Below are 17,055 nucleotides of genomic sequence, written 5' to 3'. Positions count from 1 at the left end.
GGAGGCTAGCGCATGTACGTCATCGACTGGCTGCACAAGAATGCGCAGCATTTCCCCGACAAGGTCGCGCTGGTGGACGTGGAGACCGGCCGCCAGGTGACCTATCGCCATTTCGACGAACGCGCCAGCCGCTTCGCGGAATACCTGCGTGACCACCTGCAACTGGCGCCGGGCACGCGCGTGGCAGTGCTGGCGCACAACAGCTCGGACTATTTCGAGATGCTGTATGGCTGCGCCAAGGCCGGCATGGTGATGGTGTGCCTGAACTGGCGCCTGCCGGCGGCGGAGCTGCTGCCGATCCTGCAGGACTGCACGCCCGAGGTGCTGGTGGCCGGCGACGGCTTCCTCGCCGTGGCCGCGGATCTGGCGCGCGCCATGCCGCTGCGCGCGGTGCTGCACCTGGCCGACGATGAGGCCGCCGACGTGCCCGGCGGCTGGACCGAGTACGAGGCGGTGCTCGATGCCGCCTCCGGCCGCATCATCGAGATGCCGTGCCGCGATGAGTCCGAGGTCTGGCACCTGCTCTACACCTCCGGCACCACCGGCAGGCCCAAGGGCGTGATCCAGACCTATGGCATGGTCTTCTTCAATGCCGTCAACGCGATGCTGGCAAACAAGATCACGCGCGACGACGTGTTCCTCAGCGTGCTGCCGTTCTTCCACACCGGCGGCCTGAACCTGTATGCCAACCCGGTGCTGCACGCGGGCGGCACGGTGCACATCATGCGGCAGTTCGAGCCGCAGGTGGTGCTGGGCAAGCTCGACCGCGCCAGCGGCGAGGGCATCACCATGTTCTTCGCGGTGCCGGCGGTGTACCTGTTCCTGAGCCAGCACCCGCGCTTCGCGCAGGCGGACTTCGCCGGCGTGCGCAATATGTCGGCGGGGGGCTCGCCGGTGCCCAGGCCGCTGCTGGAGGCCTACCTGGCCAAGGGCGTGACCATCTGCTTCGGCTTCGGCATGACCGAGACCGGTCCCACGGTCTTTGTCTGCGACGAAGACACCGCGCGCCGCAAGATCGGCACCATCGGCAAGCCAGTTGGGTCGATGCTGACGCGCATCGTCGATGCGGCTGGAGTGGACGTGGGCCCGGGCGAGCGTGGCGAACTGCTGATCAAGGGCCCCGGCGTGACGCCAGGCTACTGGAACCTGCCCGAGGCCACCGCGGCCGCGATCCGCGGCGGCTGGCTGCATTCCGGCGATATCGCCTATCGTGACGAGGACGGCGACTACTACATCGTCGACCGGGCCAAGGACATGTTTATCTCGGGCGGCGAGAACGTCTATCCGGCCGAAGTCGAGAACGTGCTGTTCCAGCTGCCGGGCGTGGCCGAGGCCGCCGTGATCGGCACGCCGGATGCGCGCTGGGGCGAGGTCGGCATGGCGCTGGTGGTGCTGCGCCCGGGCGCTGTGCTGGAGGCCGATGCCGTGATTGCCCACTGCAAGGCGCAGCTGGCCGGCTACAAGGTGCCGCGCCATGTGCGCTTTCTCGACGCGCTGCCGCGCACGCCGTCAGGCAAGGTGGAAAAGCACAAGCTGCGCGCACAGTTCTCTGGCTGAGGCGCATGGCCGCGCCAGCGGTTGCCGTGTTTCCGATTTCCGCAGTTCGCAGTCTCCGCAGTCCTCGATCTGAAGACAACTCGACAGCCCCGGCCATCCGGGTGCGACAGGAGGAGGTTGACATGCATTCCACGCAGATCCCGCCGCAGCAGAAACGCCGCCTCAGGCTCACGGTGCTGGCGGCCGCCGCATCGATGCTGGCCGCCGCCTGCGGCTCGGGCGATGACAACAACAACGGCAACGGCAGCAACCCCAATACCAAGCCGGCGAATATCGGCACGGTCACGATCAACAGCTACAACGGCACCACCGACGACCTGCTCACTGCCGGCCTGGGCAAGGACGGCCTCGCCAGCGCCACCGCGCCACTGCCGGCCAATCCCACCGCGCCGACCGCGGCGGAGTTGCGGCGCTATGCGATCCATACCAACTATCGTGCCCTCGTCGACACCACCGCCAGCGGCGGCTACGGCTCGCTCTACGGCCCCAATGTCGACGCTCAGGGCAATGCCACCGGCTCCGAAGGCAAAGTGGCCGGCGTGGAGTACCTGGCCTTTTCGGACGATGGCTCGGGCCAGCAGAACGTGACCATGCTGGTGCAGATCCCTGCGTCGTTCAACACTTCGAAGCCATGCGTGATCACCGCCACCTCGTCCGGCTCGCGCGGCGTCTATGGCGCCATCGCCACCGGCGAGTGGGGCCTGAAGCGCGGCTGCGCGGTGGCCTATACCGACAAGGGCACCGGCGCCGCGCCGCATGACCTGGATACCGACACCGTGCCGCTGATCGACGGCACCCGCGCCACGCGCGCTGCGGCCGGCAAGAACGCGCAGTTCGCCGCGCCGGCGGGGGCCACCTCGCTGGCGGACTTCACCGCTGCCAACCCGCACCGGCTGGCATTCAAGCACGCGCATTCGCAGCGCAACCCGGAGAAGGACTGGGGCAAGTTCACGCTGCAGGCGGTGGAATTTGCGATCTGGGCGATCAATGACCGCTTCGGCGCCGTATCCGCCAACGGCACCCGCCAGCGCACCCTGGACAAGGACAGGATCGTGGTGATTGCCTCCAGCGTATCGAACGGCGGCGGTGCCGCGGTGGCGGCGGCCGAGCAGGATGCCGGCGGGCTGATCGACGGCGTTGCGGTGGGCGAGCCCAACCTGAACATGCCGCCCGATACCGGCGTCGTGGTGCAACGCGGCGCGACGCCGGTGGCGGCTTCGGCCCGCACGCTGTACGACTACAGCACCACGGCCAACCTGCTGCAGCACTGCGCCGCGCGGGCCACCGCGCTGGCCCAGGCGCCGCTCTACACCAACCCGGGCACGGCGACCTTCTTTGCCAACCGCTGCCAGACGCTGGCGGAAAAGGGCCTGGTCAGCGGTGCGAACACGGACGAGCAAAGCGCCAGCGCCCTGCAGGCGCTGCGTGCCGCCGGCTGGGAAGCGGAAACGGACGATCTGCACCCGTCGCTGGCCGTGCTTGATGTAGCCGCCGCGATCTCGGTCAACTATGCCAACGCCTATGCGCAGGCCAGCGTCACCGACCGGCTGTGCGGCTACAGCTTTGCCAGCACGCTGACCGACCTGAAGCCCGCGGCAATCGCACCCGCGGCGCTGGCGTCGATGTTCGCCACCGGCAACGGCGTGCCGCCGCAGCCGCCGGTCCAGCTGATCAATGACCTCGATCCGCAGCATGGCCCGTACCTGAACCTGGCGTCCGTTTCACCGTCGACGTTGCGGGCAGACCTGAACTACGACGGCGCCAACTGCCTGCGCAGCCTGCTGTCCGGCTCCGACGCCGCGGCGCGTGCGTTGCAGGCCGGCCAGGCGCTGACGCTGCGCAACGGCAACCTGCGCGGCAAGCCTGCGGTGATCGTGCACGGGCGCAGCGACGGGCTGCTGCCGGTGAACCATACCTCGCGCCCGTATCTCGGGCTGAACCGGCAGCAGGAGGGCGTGACCAGCAAGCTGTCGTACGTGGAGGTCGAGAACGCCCAGCACCTCGATGCCTTCATCGGGCTGGTGCCGGGCTACAGCAACCGCTATGTGCCGCTGCACGTCTACCTGAACCGGGCCCTGGACGCGGTCTACGACAACCTCACCGCGGGCAAGGCGCTGCCGCCGTCGCAGGTGGTGCGCACCACGCCGCGCGGGGGCACCCTCAACACGCCGGCGCCGACGCTGCTGCCGTCCAACGTGCCGCCGTTTGCCGCATCGCCTGCTGCCGGCAACGCGATTACCGTCAACGCTAATACCGTACAGGTGCCTGACTGATGAACGATGCCCTGCCGCGCGTGCTGTCGCAGCGCGATTTTGACCGCTTCGCCGCCTTGTCGCACGACGACAACCCGATCCACTGCGATCCGTGCTTTGCCCGTGGCACGCATTTCGGTGCCACCGTGGCGCACGGCATGTTCCTGTTCTCGCTGCTGTGCGCCCACACCTGGCGGCAGCTGCCCGGGCCGGCGTTGCCGGTCGGGCAGACGCTGATGTTCCCGACACCGGCCTTCGTTGGCGATACGGTGCGGATCGCGCTGGCGCCGCAGCACGCGCCCGCCGGACTGGCGAGCTACGGCACCACCGTTGGCAGCGCGGGCGGGCCGGGCGATGCGCAGCGCGTCACGGCCGTGGGCGAGTCGCTCTGGCTGCCGGGTGCCGGGCTGGAGGGACTGGCCCGGCTACCCGGCGACACGGCACCGGCGCCAGAGGCGGGCGACGCCTCACTGTACGGCCTGCGCCCCGGTCACGAAGCCCGTGCAACACGCGCCTTCACCCAGGCGGACCTGGACGAATACATCAACCTGACCGGCGACGCCAACCCCTACCACGCCGATCCGGCCTTTGCCCGCGCGCGCGGCTTTGGCGGGCCGGTGGTGCCGCTGCCGCTGCTGGCCGGCATGTTCTCGGACCTGCTCGGCACGCAACTGCCCGGACGGGGCACGGGGTGGATGAAGCAGTCGTTGCGCCTCGCTTCAGCCGCGCGGCTGGATGAGCCGCTGACGGCATGCGTGCGCATCGTGCGGGTGCGCGCGGGCAAGGACCTGGTCAACCTGGCCAGCGTCGTCACGGGCGCGGACGGGCGCATGGTGGTGCAGGGCGAATCACTGGTGCTGGTGCGCAACCTGGCGGACAAGGGAGCCTGCCGTGCCGCCTAGCCACGTATCGCTTGCGGCACTTGAGAGCGTCGGAGCCTGGGGTATCGGCATGGCGTGCTGAACGGGGTCATTGCGTACCGGCGCGGCCTTGAAATGTCGCGACAAAGCCTTATCTTTCGGAAAGACATCCAGTGTCCGGCAGGGCATACGGGCGCTCCGGCAGCGAAGACCGGCGCCGACGCCCCCGCATCAGGACACGACCTTATCCGAGAGAGGGAATCCTTATGCGTCTTGACAAGCTGACCACCCGGTTCCAGGAAGCGCTGGCTGATGCGCAAAGCCTGGCACTGGGCAACGACAACCAATACATCGAACCGCAGCACCTGCTGCGCGCGCTGCTGGCGCAGGACGACGGCGCCGCCAAGGCGCTGCTGGCGCGCGCCGGCGTCAACGTGCAGGGCCTGCAGACGGCGCTCGATGCCGCCATCAAGCGCCTGCCGCAAGTGCAGGGCACCAGCGAGGTCCAGATCGGCCGCGACCTGGTGAACCTGCTCAACGCCACCGAGAAGGAAGCCATCAAGCGCGGCGACCAGTTCATCGCCAGCGAGCTGTTCCTGCTGGCCGTCGCCGACGACAAGGGCGACGCCGGCCGCATCGCGCGTGAAAACGGCCTGAACCGCAAGTCGCTCGAGTCGGCGATCCAGGCCGTGCGCGGCGGCGATTCGGTCAACAGCGCCGAGGCCGAGGGCCAGCGCGAGGCCCTCAAGAAGTACACCATCGACCTGACCGAGCGCGCCCGCATCGGCAAGCTCGATCCCGTGATCGGCCGCGACGACGAGATCCGCCGCGCGATCCAGATCCTGCAGCGCCGCACCAAGAACAACCCGGTGCTGATCGGCGAGCCGGGCGTGGGCAAGACCGCCATCGTCGAGGGGCTGGCGCAGCGCATCGTCAACGGCGAAGTGCCCGAGAGCCTGAAGAACAAGCGCGTGCTGGTGCTGGACATGGCCGGCCTGCTGGCCGGCGCCAAGTACCGCGGCGAGTTCGAGGAACGCCTGAAGGCGGTGCTGAACGACGTCGCCAAGGACGAGGGCCAGACCATCGTCTTCATCGACGAGATCCACACCATGGTCGGGGCCGGCAAGGCCGAGGGCGCGATCGACGCGGGCAACATGCTCAAGCCGGCGCTCGCGCGCGGCGAGCTGCATTGCATCGGCGCGACCACGCTGGACGAGTACCGCAAGTACATCGAGAAGGACGCCGCGCTGGAGCGCCGCTTCCAGAAGGTGCTGGTCGATGAGCCGAGCGTTGAAGCCACCATTGCCATCCTGCGCGGGCTGCAGGAAAAGTATGAGCTGCACCACGGCGTGGAAATCACCGACCCGGCCATCGTCGCCGCGGCGGAGCTGTCGCATCGCTATATCACCGACCGCTTCCTGCCCGACAAGGCGATCGACCTGATCGACGAGGCGGCCGCCCGCATCAAGATGGAAATCGAGTCCAAGCCGGAGTCGATGGACAAGCTCGAGCGCCGCACCATCCAGCTGAAGATCGAGCGCGAGGCGGTCAAGAAAGAGACCGATGAGGCGTCGATGAAGCGCCTGGAGCTGATCGAGCAGGAAATCGCGCGCCTGGAGAAGGAGTACGCCGACCTGGACGAGATCTGGAAGGCCGAGAAGGGCGCCGCGCAGGGCACGGCCGCGCTCAAGGAAGAGATCGAGAAGGTCAAGCTGGAGATCGCCAAGCTGCAGCGCGAAGGCAAGCTGGACAAGGTGGCCGAGCTGCAATACGGCAAGCTGCCGGGCCTGGAAGGCAAGCTCAAGGCCGCCACCGACGCCGAGGCCAGCGAGCAGAAGCAGCCCAACAAGCTGCTGCGCACCCAGGTGGGCGCCGAGGAAATCGCCGAAGTGGTGAGCCGTGCCACCGGCATCCCGGTATCGAAGATGATGCAGGGCGAGCGCGAGAAGCTGCTGAAGATGGAAGACCGGCTGCATGGGCGCGTGGTCGGCCAGGACGAAGCCGTGCGGCTGGTGTCCGATGCCATCCGCCGTTCGCGTGCCGGGCTTGCGGACGAGAACCGGCCTTATGGCTCGTTCCTGTTCCTGGGCCCTACCGGCGTCGGCAAGACCGAGCTGTGCAAGGCCCTGGCCGAGTTCATGTTCGATTCGGAAGAGCACCTGATCCGCATCGACATGAGCGAATTCATGGAGAAGCACAGCGTCAGCCGCCTGATCGGCGCGCCGCCGGGATACGTGGGCTACGAGGAAGGCGGCTACCTGACCGAGGCCGTGCGCCGCAAGCCGTACAGCGTGGTGCTGCTGGATGAAGTCGAGAAGGCCCACCCGGACGTCTTCAACGTGCTGCTGCAAGTGCTGGACGACGGCCGCCTGACCGATGGCCAGGGCCGCACCGTGGACTTCAAGAACACGGTGATCGTGATGACGTCCAACCTGGGTTCGCAGATCATCCAGTCGATGACCGGCGAGCCGCAGGAAGCGATCAAGGGTGCGGTCTGGCAGGAAGTGCGCACGCATTTCCGGCCGGAGTTCCTGAACCGGATCGATGAAGTGGTGGTGTTCCACGCGCTCGACCAGAAGCATATCGAGTCGATCGCGCGCATCCAGCTGCAACGCCTGCAAGGCCGCCTGGCCCGCATGGACATGACGCTGGAGGTGAGCGAGACGGCGCTGGAGAAGATCGCCAGCGCAGGCTACGACCCGGTGTTTGGCGCGCGTCCGCTCAAGCGGGCGATCCAGCAGCAGATCGAGAACCCGGTGGCGCGGGCGATCCTGGAAGGCAAGTTCGCCGCCAAGGATGTGGTGCCGGTGGATTATGTCGACGGGGAGTTCACGTTCGGGCGGAAGCTGGACTAAGGCTGCCCATGGCTCGATCGACTGCCGGAGCACACAGGCGGTCGATCATGGTCAGGCCCCTGCGATACAGCGCAGGGGCTTTTTTTCGTCTTGCCATCGCGCGTTGCGTGTAAGGCGGTCCCGCCGCGTGCAATTTTTTCACGCCACGATGCCAGGGGTCGTCGCCAGCCGCGCCGTTCCGCGCCATCCGCCGAGTGGCACACTTCTCGCGTTGCAGAAGGGTTGAATTTCCCTACAAGGCGCTGCGCTGACGCAGCCCCATCCCCAAGGAGCCCTTCAATGACCGACAAGCCTTTCCTCTCAGACGTCAAGACATTGCGCGAGCGTGCCCGCAAGCACATCGATGATGGCGCCGTGACCGCGGGCTATGCCGCGGATCGCGATACCGTGCTGAAGCTGCTCAACGCTGCGCTGGCCACCGAAATCGTCTGCGTACTGCGCTATCGCCGACACTACTACATGGCCAAGGGGCCCAACTCGAAGAGCGTGGCCGATGAATTCCTGGCCCATTCCAATGAAGAGCAAGGCCATGCCGACCAGATCGCCGAGCGCATCGTCCAGCTTGGCGGCGAGCCAGACTTCGCACCCGACGGCCTGACCAGCCGCTCCCATGCTGAATATGTGGCGGGTACTTCGCTGACGGAAATGATCAAGGAAGACCTGGTGGCCGAGCGCATCGCCATCGACAGCTATCGCGAGATCATCCAGTTCCTGGGAGAACGCGATCCGACCTCACGCCGGATGATGGAGGGCATCCTGGCGGTGGAAGAGGAGCATGCCGACGAAATGGCTGACCTGCTCGCCCGCCAGGGCGGCTGAGGCGCAGGCGCGGCAGGCTGCCCCGCACTTGACCTTGATCAACCCCAGGTCGCAGGCAAGCCGATAACATTCGTCCTGTCATGGAGATGCGGGGGCGCTCTTCATGACTTGTCTACCCGTTTCCAGAATGGAAACTTCGCCCGCACCGGCTTGCCGGTGCGGGCGTTTTCTTATGCGCCCGACATGGGCCGCGTAAGGGACAAGCCCAAAGGGACCGATATGCAGAACGACGTGCTGCCAACTGTCGCAGCGGGAGCCAAGTCATGAATCGAAGTGTCGCCTGCGTCTGCGCTATGGCTGGCCTGGCGTTGATATTCACTGGCTGTGCCGGCGGGGAGCCGTCCTGGCAGCCCGAAAGCCGAGTCTCGACATCGAAATACATCAGCGGCGGCATGAAGGCGCTGAACTACACCCCTTACTACATTCATTCCTTCGAAGTTGAAGGTCCCGGCGAGGTCGGTGGTGGTGGCCCGAACATCATGCCAGCCGAATCCGATGGACACCCATCGGGGGGAGGAAAAGAAAGCTGCTGCATGACTTTCCCGCGCCAGTGGCAGCCCGATCTGCGCGTTACCGTGCGTTGGCTGGTTGAGAAGGTGAGGGACGGCAAGACCCCAGGCTATTGGTACAAGGCCGAAAACGTTCGCATCCCTCAGTACGATGGCTCCAAGACTGGCGGTGCCTGGGCCATCTTCCTGCCTGGTGATCGCGTCAAGCTAATGATTGCCGACGGCAATGCCAATGGTAATAACAGCGTCGATCGCAAGCACACTGCCGACGAGCCGGACGTTGCCCAAGGCGTGCGTGACGACGAATGGAATCTTAAATACCGACGGGGAGGTCTGAAATGGCGGTGGTGAAATGGCCAGACATGATGCCTGAAGGCGGTCGACTGGCGCAAAGTAAGGACGCCTGGGCATGGGGCGAGGGGACCGTGAGAGACCCATTGTGTGAATGTCCCCAGACCATTCATATCAATCTGTTCTTCGACGGCACCAACAACAACGACGACAAGAACAATAAGATGTGGCGAGACTCACTCTTCAAGACTCACACCAATGTGGCACGTTTGCATAGCGTTGCAAGGGACAAGCCGGATAGAGGCATTTTTTCGTTCTACATCCCGGGAGTGGGTACCCCGTCCCAGAGCTAGGGGAACTCGACTATTCCTCGAACGGCAAAGCTCTGGCCAAAGGCTTCGATCAGCGTTGCGTCTGGGGAATGATTCGGGTGCTCAATTCCGTGCAATATGCAATCACTCGGCGGAGCGATTTTCCCCTAGTTCGCGACAGCGAGGCCAAAGAGCTCTGTAATGCGGTCGCCGATGGTCGAGTGGGCAAGCTCATGGACAAGATTCGCATATTGGGTATCACCCATAGCAACCGCTTCGACGACGGTCCGCAGAGCCGGATGATCAAGAAGATCTGGATCAACGTCTTCGGCTTTTCGCGCGGGGCCGCGTCCGCCCGTGTCTTTGTCAGCAAGCTGATCAAGGAATGGGCGCCTGGCGGGCGGATCAGCGACCAGACGGGGCGGCGCGCGCTACCCTATGAGGTCAACTTCCTCGGGCTCTTTGACACGGTCGCCTCGGTGGGCCTGCCAGATTCGACTCGCGCCACGGTCGACCTGGATATGTTTGACGGGCATTTCCGCTTTGCCCGCGATGGTGCGCTGAATATACCCAAAGAAGTTCGCAGGTGCGCCCACTTCTACTCGATTCACGAGCAGCGCATGAGTTTTCCGCTCGACACTATCCGGATCGATGAAAGCTACCCCCAGACGCGGGGCCGCTGGGAGGTGGGTTATCCCGGCGTGCACTCCGACGTGGGCGATGCTCTCAATGAACAGGGCAAGGCGCGTGACGGCGACAGCAGCAAGCTCAGCCAGATTCCCCTGCATGACATGTACATCGCTGCGCTCAAGAGCGGCGTACCGCTGATGCTCGAGGAAGAGATTCGGAATTCCACTGCCCTGTCCGAAGATTTTGCGATCCACCCGGCGACGGTGGCAGCGTTCAACGACTGGCCGCACTCTTTTCAACGTATCGAGACGTGGAAGAGGCCTTGCGCTTTGGCATGGGTCAGCTGCTGAGCTGGCGTACCTTGCGCGCACAGATTGGCACCGGCCAGTATGTCACCGAGCGCACCTTCTTCCAGGCAGCGCCCGAGGATGCCAAGACGCCACGCAAGATCATGCTGGGTGTACAGGAGGCCGAACGCGACGACCCGGAATGCCAGCGCCTGAAGGCCGAGATTGCCCGGTTGGAGCAAGCAGCATACGTCGGCCGAGGCTGTGGCGCGCCTGGAGAAGGTCGCGATCGCCCTCTACGACGATTACGTGCACGACAGCTGGATCTGGTTCCGCATCCCGTTCTTCAATGAATATGCGCCGGGCGGCTATGGCTGGCCACGGGTGATATTCACCGGCAGAGACCAGCGTAGGCCCTATCTGGACTTGCACCGGCAACGAATCTGCCGGCCGCAAACGAGGGGCTTGCGGTGGCATAGCTTCGGGATGGGAGCAAAACCGCCTTTGCCGGTTTCAGCGTGGCGAATGCGCCACCGTCCACTGCCCTCACGCCGTCCACACTTGATGTCCCCCTGTGCCGGCATGTCCATATTTCCGTCCGATCTTATGCAAAAAACAGCAAAGGATCGGCGAAACCATTCGTTCCGTTCAGATAGCCCCCTCGGTAGTCTTGCTCCTGACACAAGTCCGCTACCCAAGGCGGACAAGGCAAGAGGCGCCTGGCGCCCATTCACGACACTGACGGGAGCAACACAAGATGATCCGCAAACTGGCTATCAGCCTGGCCGTACTTGGCGCCCTGAGCGCGGCGCAGACCGCGGCGGCTGCCAACCTGCTGAACGTTTCCTACGATCCGACGCGCGAGCTGTATGTCGATGTCAATGCCGCCTTTGCCAAGGCCTGGAAGGCCCAGGGCGGCGATGCCGTGACCGTGCGCCAGTCGCACGGCGGCTCGGGCAAGCAGGCGCGCTCGGTGATAGACGGGCTGGACGCTGACGTAGTCACGCTGGCGCTGGGCTATGACATTGATGCCATCGCGGAGAAAGGGCTGATCAAGCCGGACTGGCAGAAGCGCCTGCCGCACAACGCCTCGCCGTACACCTCGACCATCGTGTTCCTGGTGCGCAAGGGCAACCCCAAGGGCATCAAGGACTGGGGCGACCTGGTCAAGCCGGGCGTGCAGGTGATCACGCCCAATCCCAAGACCTCGGGCGGCGCACGCTGGAACTACCTGGCGGCGTGGGGCTATGCGCTGCGCCAGCCGGGCGGCAATGACGTCAAGGCGCGCGAGTTCGTGGGCGAGCTGCTCAAGCATGTGCCGGTGCTGGATTCGGGCGCGCGCGGCGCCACCACCACCTTTGTCGAGCGCGGCCTGGGCGATGTGCTGATCGCGTGGGAGAACGAAGCCATCCTGGCGATCAAGGAGCTGGGCCCGGACAAGTTCGACATTGTCGCGCCGTCGGTGTCGATCCTGGCCGAGCCGCCGGTGGCGGTGGTCGACAAGGTGGTCGACAAGAAGGGCACGCGCAAGGCGGCCGAGGCCTACCTGCAGTTCCTGTACACCGACGAGGGCCAGGAGATCGCGGCCAAGAACTACTACCGCCCGATCTCGCAGAAGGTGGCGGCCAAGTACGCGGCCAACTTTCCCAAGGTGAAGCTGTTCACCATCGATGAAGCCTTCGGCGGCTGGCAGAAAGCCCAGAAGACCCACTTTGCCGATGGCGGCACGTTCGATCAGATCTACCAGCCCGGCAAGAAATAAACCACGAGACCGGCGCGCCGGGCCGCGTGGGGCGGCCGCGGCGCCGACCGGTCCATCAGAAGAAGGAAGCCCGATGTCCATCCTGACGCTCTCCGGCAGCCCGTCGGTCCAGTCCCGCTCCGGCCTGGTGCTGGCGCACCTGCGTGCCGCGCTCGAGGCTGCCGGCGAACGCACCCGCCACCTCGACCTGCGCGAACTGCCCGCAGGCCCGCTGCTGGCGGCACGCGTGGACGACCCCGTCATCGCCGGGGCCACGCATGCCGTGTCCGAGGCGCAGGTGGTGGTACTGGCCACGCCGGTCTACAAGGCCGCCTACAGCGGCCTGCTCAAGGCCTTCCTGGACCTGCTGCCGCAGACTGGCCTGCGCGACAAGATCGTGCTGCCGATCGCCACCGGCGGCAGCCTGGCCCATGCGCTGGCGATCGACTACGCGCTGCGCCCGGTGCTGTCCGCGCTGGGCTCGCGCCAGATCCTGCCCGGCATCTTTGCCGTGGACCAGCAGATCGAATCCTTTGAAGCCGCCGGCGTGCGCCAGGCGCGCTTCGATGCCGCGCTGTCGGCACGCCTGGACGAGGGCGTGCTGCGCGTGCGCGATGCGCTGGCGCATTCGCGCATCGAGGTGCCGCTCGATGTGGTGCCCGGCGCCCTGGTCCAGCGCGCTGCCGCGATCGCGGTGGCCGAGCGATGTTCCGCCTGAACTGACTGATTGACGGAAGTGGCGCCGGCCTGCCCGGCGCCACGGCAGCGACGCCATGCCACCCGCCACGCGGGGCCGGCAGGGATGCGTGCTGCCGCAACCATCCTGGAATCAATCCGGCCAGCAGGGCATTGCCCCGGGCCATGGAGGACATCGCATGACACTGACCAACCCGTTGCGCACGGCCAGCCAGCGCCGCCGCCTGATTACCGCCGCGCTGGTGCTTGCCACCGGCCTGGCCTATGGGCTACTGCCCGGCCGCGCCGAAGCGCAGTCGAAGAACATCGATCCCAAGGTGCTGCGCATCGGCTACCAGAAGTACGGCACGCTGACGCTGCTGAAGGCGCGCGGCACGCTGGAAAAGCGCCTGGCGCCGCAAGGCATCACCGTCAAATGGACCGAGTTCCCCGCCGGCCCGCAACTGCTTGAGGGGCTGAACGTCGGTGCCGTCGATTTCGGCACCGTCGGCGAGGCGCCGCCGATCTTTGCGCAGGCCGCGGGGGCGCAACTGGTCTACGTCGGCAATGAGCCGCCGGCGCCGGTGGCCGAGGCCATCGTCGTGCCCAAGGGTTCGGCGATCCGCTCGGTGGCGGAACTGCGCGGCAAGCGCGTGGCGCTGAACAAGGGCTCGAACGTGCATTACCTGCTGGTGCGCCAGCTGGAGAAAGCCGGCATCCCTTACAGCGAGATCCAGCCGGTCTACCTGCCGCCGGCCGATGCGCGTGCCGCCTTCGAGCGCGGCGCGGTCGATGCCTGGGTGATCTGGGACCCGTTCCTCGCGGCTGCCGAGAAGCAGCTGGTTGCGCGCGTGCTCGCCGATGGCCGCGGCGCGGACGGCAAGAACGTGGTCAGCAACCACCAGTTCTACCTGGCCTCGCGCCCCTATGCACAAGCCAAGCCGGAGATCGTCAGCCTGATCCTGGACGAACTGGCCACGCTGGGCACCTGGGCGCAAAACAACCCCAAGGAGGCCACCACGGTGCTGACCGGCGAAACCGGGCTGCCGGCCGATGTGCTTGAGCTCGCCGTCTCGCGCTTCTCGTACGGCGCACGCCCGGTCAGCGCCGGGGTGCTGGCCGAGCAGCAGCGCATCGCCGACGCCTTCCACTCGCTCAAGCTGATCCCCAGGCCAGTCAAGGTGGCCGATGCGCGCTGGGACGTGCCGCAGCAGCAGGCGAAGCGATAGCCACCTCCATCGGCAGGAACAATAGGACAACGACATGCAAGTATTCTGGTTCATCCCCACCCACGGCGACAGCCGCTACCTCGGCACTTCGGAAGGCGCGCGCGAGGTCAGCTTCGATTACCTGAAGCAGGTTGCCGTGGCCGCCGATACGCTGGGCTACGAAGGCGTGCTGATCCCGACCGGGCGCTCGTGCGAAGACCCATGGGTGGCGGCATCGGCGCTGGCGGCCGTCACGCAGCGCCTGAAATTCCTGGTCGCGGTGCGCCCCGGCCTGATGGCGCCGACGCTGGCCGCACGGATGGCGGCAACCTTCGACCGCATTTCCAACGGCCGGCTGCTGATCAACCTGGTCACCGGCGGCGATACCGCCGAGCTGGAAGGCGACGGCCTGTTCCTGGACCACGCCGCGCGCTACGAGGCCTCGGCCGAGTTCCTGCGCATCTGGCGCCAGGTGCTGGCCGCCAGCCATGACGGCGACAAGGTGGATTTCGAGGGCAAGCACCTGTCCGTGAAGGGTGCCACCGTCCTCTATCCGCCGCTGCAGCAGCCGCATCCGCCGGTGTACTTCGGCGGGTCGTCGGCGCCGGCGCATGCGCTGGCCGGCGAGCAGGTCGATACCTACCTGACCTGGGGCGAGCCGCCCGCTGACGTGGCGCAGAAGCTCGACGAGGTGCGCCGGCAGGCCGCGCGCCATGGCCGCACGGTGAAGTTCGGTATCCGCCTGCATGTGATCGTGCGCGAGACCGAAGCCGCCGCCTGGGTTGCGGCGGACGACCTGATCAGCCGGCTCGATGACGAGACCGTGGCGCGTGCGCAAGCCGTGTTCGCCAAGATGGATTCTGAAGGGCAGCGCCGCATGGCCGCGCTGCACGCGGGCGGCGCGCGCCGCACGCGCGAGGCGCTGGAGATCAGCCCAAACCTGTGGGCCGGCGTTGGCCTGGTGCGCGGCGGTGCCGGCACCGCGCTGGTGGGCGATCCGCACACCGTGGCCGAGCGCATGCGCGAATACGCCGAGCTGGGCATCGACACCTTCGTGCTGTCCGGCTACCCGCACCTGGAAGAGGCCTACCGCTTTGCCGAACTGGTGTTCCCGCTGCTGCCGCGCTCGGTGCGCGACAAGCTGCCGGGCAAGGTGCTGTCGGGCCCGTTCGGTGAAGTCATGGCGACTGGCATCGTGCCGCGCGCCGCGCAGAGCTGAGGGGAGGGCAATCATGAACGCTCCTCTATTGCAGCCGCTGCGCCAGGGACCTCGGGCGCTGGCGCGCGCGCTGGCTCCGTGGATCGTGCCGGTGCTGCTGATCGTGGTCTGGCAACTGGCCTCGCGGAACGGCTGGCTCTCCAGCCGCGTGTTGCCGGCCCCGCTGGCGGTGGTGCAGGCCGCCTGGGAGCTGGCGCGCTCGGGCGAGCTGTGGAAGCACGTCGGGGTCAGCACCTGGCGCGCGCTGGTGGGGTTTGCCATCGGCGGCGGGCTGGGGCTGCTGCTGGGGCTGCTGACCGGCACCTTCCGCACCGCGGCCACGCTGCTCGACAGCACGCTGCAGATGGTGCGCAATATCCCGGCGCTGGCCTTGATCCCGCTGGTGATCCTGTGGTTCGGCATCGACGAGACCGCCAAGCTGTTCCTGGTGTCGCTGGGCGTGTTCTTCCCGGTCTACCTGAACACGTATCACGGCATCCGCTCGGTCGATACGGGGCTGGTGGAGATGGCGCGCAGCTACGGCCTGTCCGGCTGGCAGCTGTACCGCGAGGTCATCCTGCCCGGCGCGCTGCCGGGCATCCTGGTGGGCGTGCGTTTCGCGCTCGGGTTGATGTGGGTGGTGCTGATCGTGGCGGAGACCATCTCCGCGCAATCGGGCATTGGCTACATGACCATGAACGCGCGTGAGTTCCTGCAAACCGACGTGGTGCTGGTGGGCATCCTGCTCTATGCGCTGCTGGGCAAGCTGGCCGACTGGCTGTCGCGCGGGCTGGAGCGCTACTGGCTGCGCTGGCATCCGGGCTACGCCGCGGCCTGACCGGCCCGTCGCCCCAATCAAGCAAGGAGATCGAGATGCAGATGTATCCGGTAGAACAGGCTGCGCTGGTGGAACTGGAAGCGGGCCTCGCGCGCCGCGAGGCGGCACAGCCGGCGGCGGAGGCGCCGCGCAAGGCAGGCGGCGTGGCGCTGCACGTGCGCCAGGTGGTCAAGCGCTATGACGGCCGCGAAGTGCTGCACAACGTGGCGCTGGACGTGGCGCCGGGCGAGTTCCTGGCGATCGTCGGGCGCAGCGGCTGCGGCAAGAGCACGCTGCTGCGGCTGGTGGCGGGACTGGAAGCAGCCGATGGCGGCAGCATCACCGTCGACGGTGAATCCGCGGCGAAGGGCCGCGCGCGGCACGCCGACGTGCGCGTGATGTTCCAGGACGCAAGGCTGCTGCCGTGGAAGCGCGTGCTGGACAACGTCGCGCTGGGCCTGCCGCGCGCACGCCGCGGTGAAGCCGCCGATGTGCTGGCGCAGGTGGGCCTGGCCGACCGCGCCAGGGAGTGGCCCGCACGCCTGTCCGGCGGCCAGCGCCAGCGCGTGGCCCTCGCGCGCGCGCTGGTCCACCATCCACAGCTGTTGCTGCTGGATGAACCGCTGGGCGCGCTGGATGCGCTCACGCGCATCGAGATGCAGGGGCTGATCGAATCGCTGTGGCGCCGCCTTGGCTTCACGGCGCTGCTGGTCACGCACGATGTGTCGGAAGCTGTGGCGCTGGCCGACCGCATCGTGCTGATCGAGGACGGCCGCATTGCCATGGATGAGCGCGTGGCGCTGGCGCGCCCGCGCGAACGCGGCGCGGCGGGCTTTGCGCAGCTGGAGGCCGCGGTGCTGCAGCGGGTGATGCGGCAAGTGCCGCAGGCGCAGGTACCGTCGCATGCAGGTGCGCATGCCGACCCGGCCGCCACGACCGCGCCGCTGAAGGTGAGCTGGGCAGCGTGACCGTGCCACCCGCGGCAATGTGCGCCGCGCATATCGACAGGCCGTAATCTTCATTCGCTCGCGCGCGCTGACCTCCT

14 protein-coding genes are annotated in these 17,055 nt (G+C 66.8%); all 14 read left to right on the top strand.

Translation table 11 applies throughout. The annotated features are described in order from the left end of the window. Nucleotides 1-12: 12 nt before the first annotated feature. The 14 genes from AC3WLF_RS14300 to AC3WLF_RS14235 all read left to right on the top strand — a co-directional run bounded on the left by AC3WLF_RS14300 (nucleotide 13) and on the right by AC3WLF_RS14235 (nucleotide 16,978). Nucleotides 13-1,557 (top strand): acyl-CoA synthetase, encoded by a 1,545-nt coding sequence (locus AC3WLF_RS14300; protein WP_492358417.1) that lies wholly within the window; start codon nucleotides 13-15, stop codon nucleotides 1,555-1,557. A 122-nt stretch (nucleotides 1,558-1,679) separates the two neighbouring features. Beyond that, entirely contained in the window at nucleotides 1,680-3,830 is a 2,151-nt protein-coding gene (gene phaZ2 / locus AC3WLF_RS14295; protein ID WP_492358416.1) for a D-(-)-3-hydroxybutyrate oligomer hydrolase, read from the top strand. Beyond that, entirely contained in the window at nucleotides 3,830-4,711 is an 882-nt protein-coding gene (locus tag AC3WLF_RS14290) for a MaoC/PaaZ C-terminal domain-containing protein (protein ID WP_492358415.1), read from the top strand. The genes phaZ2 and AC3WLF_RS14290 overlap by 1 nt, the downstream gene beginning before the upstream one ends. A 224-nt stretch (nucleotides 4,712-4,935) precedes the next feature. Further along, nucleotides 4,936-7,524: an ATP-dependent chaperone ClpB gene (clpB, locus tag AC3WLF_RS14285; protein WP_492358414.1), complete on the top strand. Its 2,589-nt coding sequence runs from the start codon at nucleotides 4,936-4,938 to the stop codon at nucleotides 7,522-7,524. 279 nt (nucleotides 7,525-7,803) lie between these two features. Next, entirely contained in the window at nucleotides 7,804-8,343 is a 540-nt protein-coding gene (locus AC3WLF_RS14280; RefSeq protein ID WP_492319962.1) for a ferritin-like domain-containing protein, read from the top strand. Between the two features lie 263 nt (nucleotides 8,344-8,606). Next, entirely contained in the window at nucleotides 8,607-9,203 is a 597-nt protein-coding gene (locus AC3WLF_RS14275) for a DUF3304 domain-containing protein (protein WP_492319963.1), read from the top strand. A gap of 484 nt (nucleotides 9,204-9,687) precedes the next feature. Further along, nucleotides 9,688-10,434 carry a T6SS phospholipase effector Tle1-like catalytic domain-containing protein gene (locus AC3WLF_RS14270; RefSeq protein ID WP_492319964.1) on the top strand — a complete coding sequence of 249 codons (747 nt, stop codon included), beginning with the start codon at nucleotides 9,688-9,690 and terminating at the stop codon, nucleotides 10,432-10,434. Further along, nucleotides 10,419-10,724 carry a hypothetical protein gene (locus tag AC3WLF_RS14265; RefSeq protein ID WP_492353126.1) on the top strand — a complete coding sequence of 102 codons (306 nt, stop codon included), beginning with the start codon at nucleotides 10,419-10,421 and terminating at the stop codon, nucleotides 10,722-10,724. The genes AC3WLF_RS14270 and AC3WLF_RS14265 overlap by 16 nt, the downstream gene beginning before the upstream one ends. 404 nt (nucleotides 10,725-11,128) lie before the next feature. Continuing rightward, nucleotides 11,129-12,133 carry a sulfate ABC transporter substrate-binding protein gene (locus AC3WLF_RS14260; RefSeq protein ID WP_492319966.1) on the top strand — a complete coding sequence of 335 codons (1,005 nt, stop codon included), beginning with the start codon at nucleotides 11,129-11,131 and terminating at the stop codon, nucleotides 12,131-12,133. A 73-nt stretch (nucleotides 12,134-12,206) separates the two neighbouring features. Continuing rightward, a complete protein-coding gene (ssuE, locus tag AC3WLF_RS14255; protein WP_492358413.1) occupies nucleotides 12,207-12,830 on the top strand; it encodes an NADPH-dependent FMN reductase in 624 nt (207 codons plus the stop codon). A gap of 157 nt (nucleotides 12,831-12,987) precedes the next feature. After that, nucleotides 12,988-14,016, top strand: a complete 1,029-nt coding sequence (locus AC3WLF_RS14250; RefSeq protein ID WP_492319968.1) for a sulfonate ABC transporter substrate-binding protein — start codon at nucleotides 12,988-12,990, stop codon at nucleotides 14,014-14,016. A 34-nt stretch (nucleotides 14,017-14,050) separates the two neighbouring features. Then, a complete protein-coding gene (ssuD, locus tag AC3WLF_RS14245) occupies nucleotides 14,051-15,214 on the top strand; it encodes an FMNH2-dependent alkanesulfonate monooxygenase (RefSeq protein ID WP_492319969.1) in 1,164 nt (387 codons plus the stop codon). 13 nt (nucleotides 15,215-15,227) lie between these two features. After that, nucleotides 15,228-16,031, top strand: a complete 804-nt coding sequence (ssuC, locus tag AC3WLF_RS14240) for an aliphatic sulfonate ABC transporter permease SsuC (protein ID WP_492319970.1) — start codon at nucleotides 15,228-15,230, stop codon at nucleotides 16,029-16,031. Nucleotides 16,032-16,066: 35 nt separating this feature from the next. After that, a complete protein-coding gene (locus tag AC3WLF_RS14235; RefSeq protein WP_492319971.1) occupies nucleotides 16,067-16,978 on the top strand; it encodes an ATP-binding cassette domain-containing protein in 912 nt (303 codons plus the stop codon). Nucleotides 16,979-17,055 lie beyond the last annotated feature (77 nt).

This window comes from Cupriavidus sp. FW306-01-F10A, from assembly GCF_058782785.1.
This window is presented reverse-complemented; position numbering and strand designations above follow the sequence as displayed.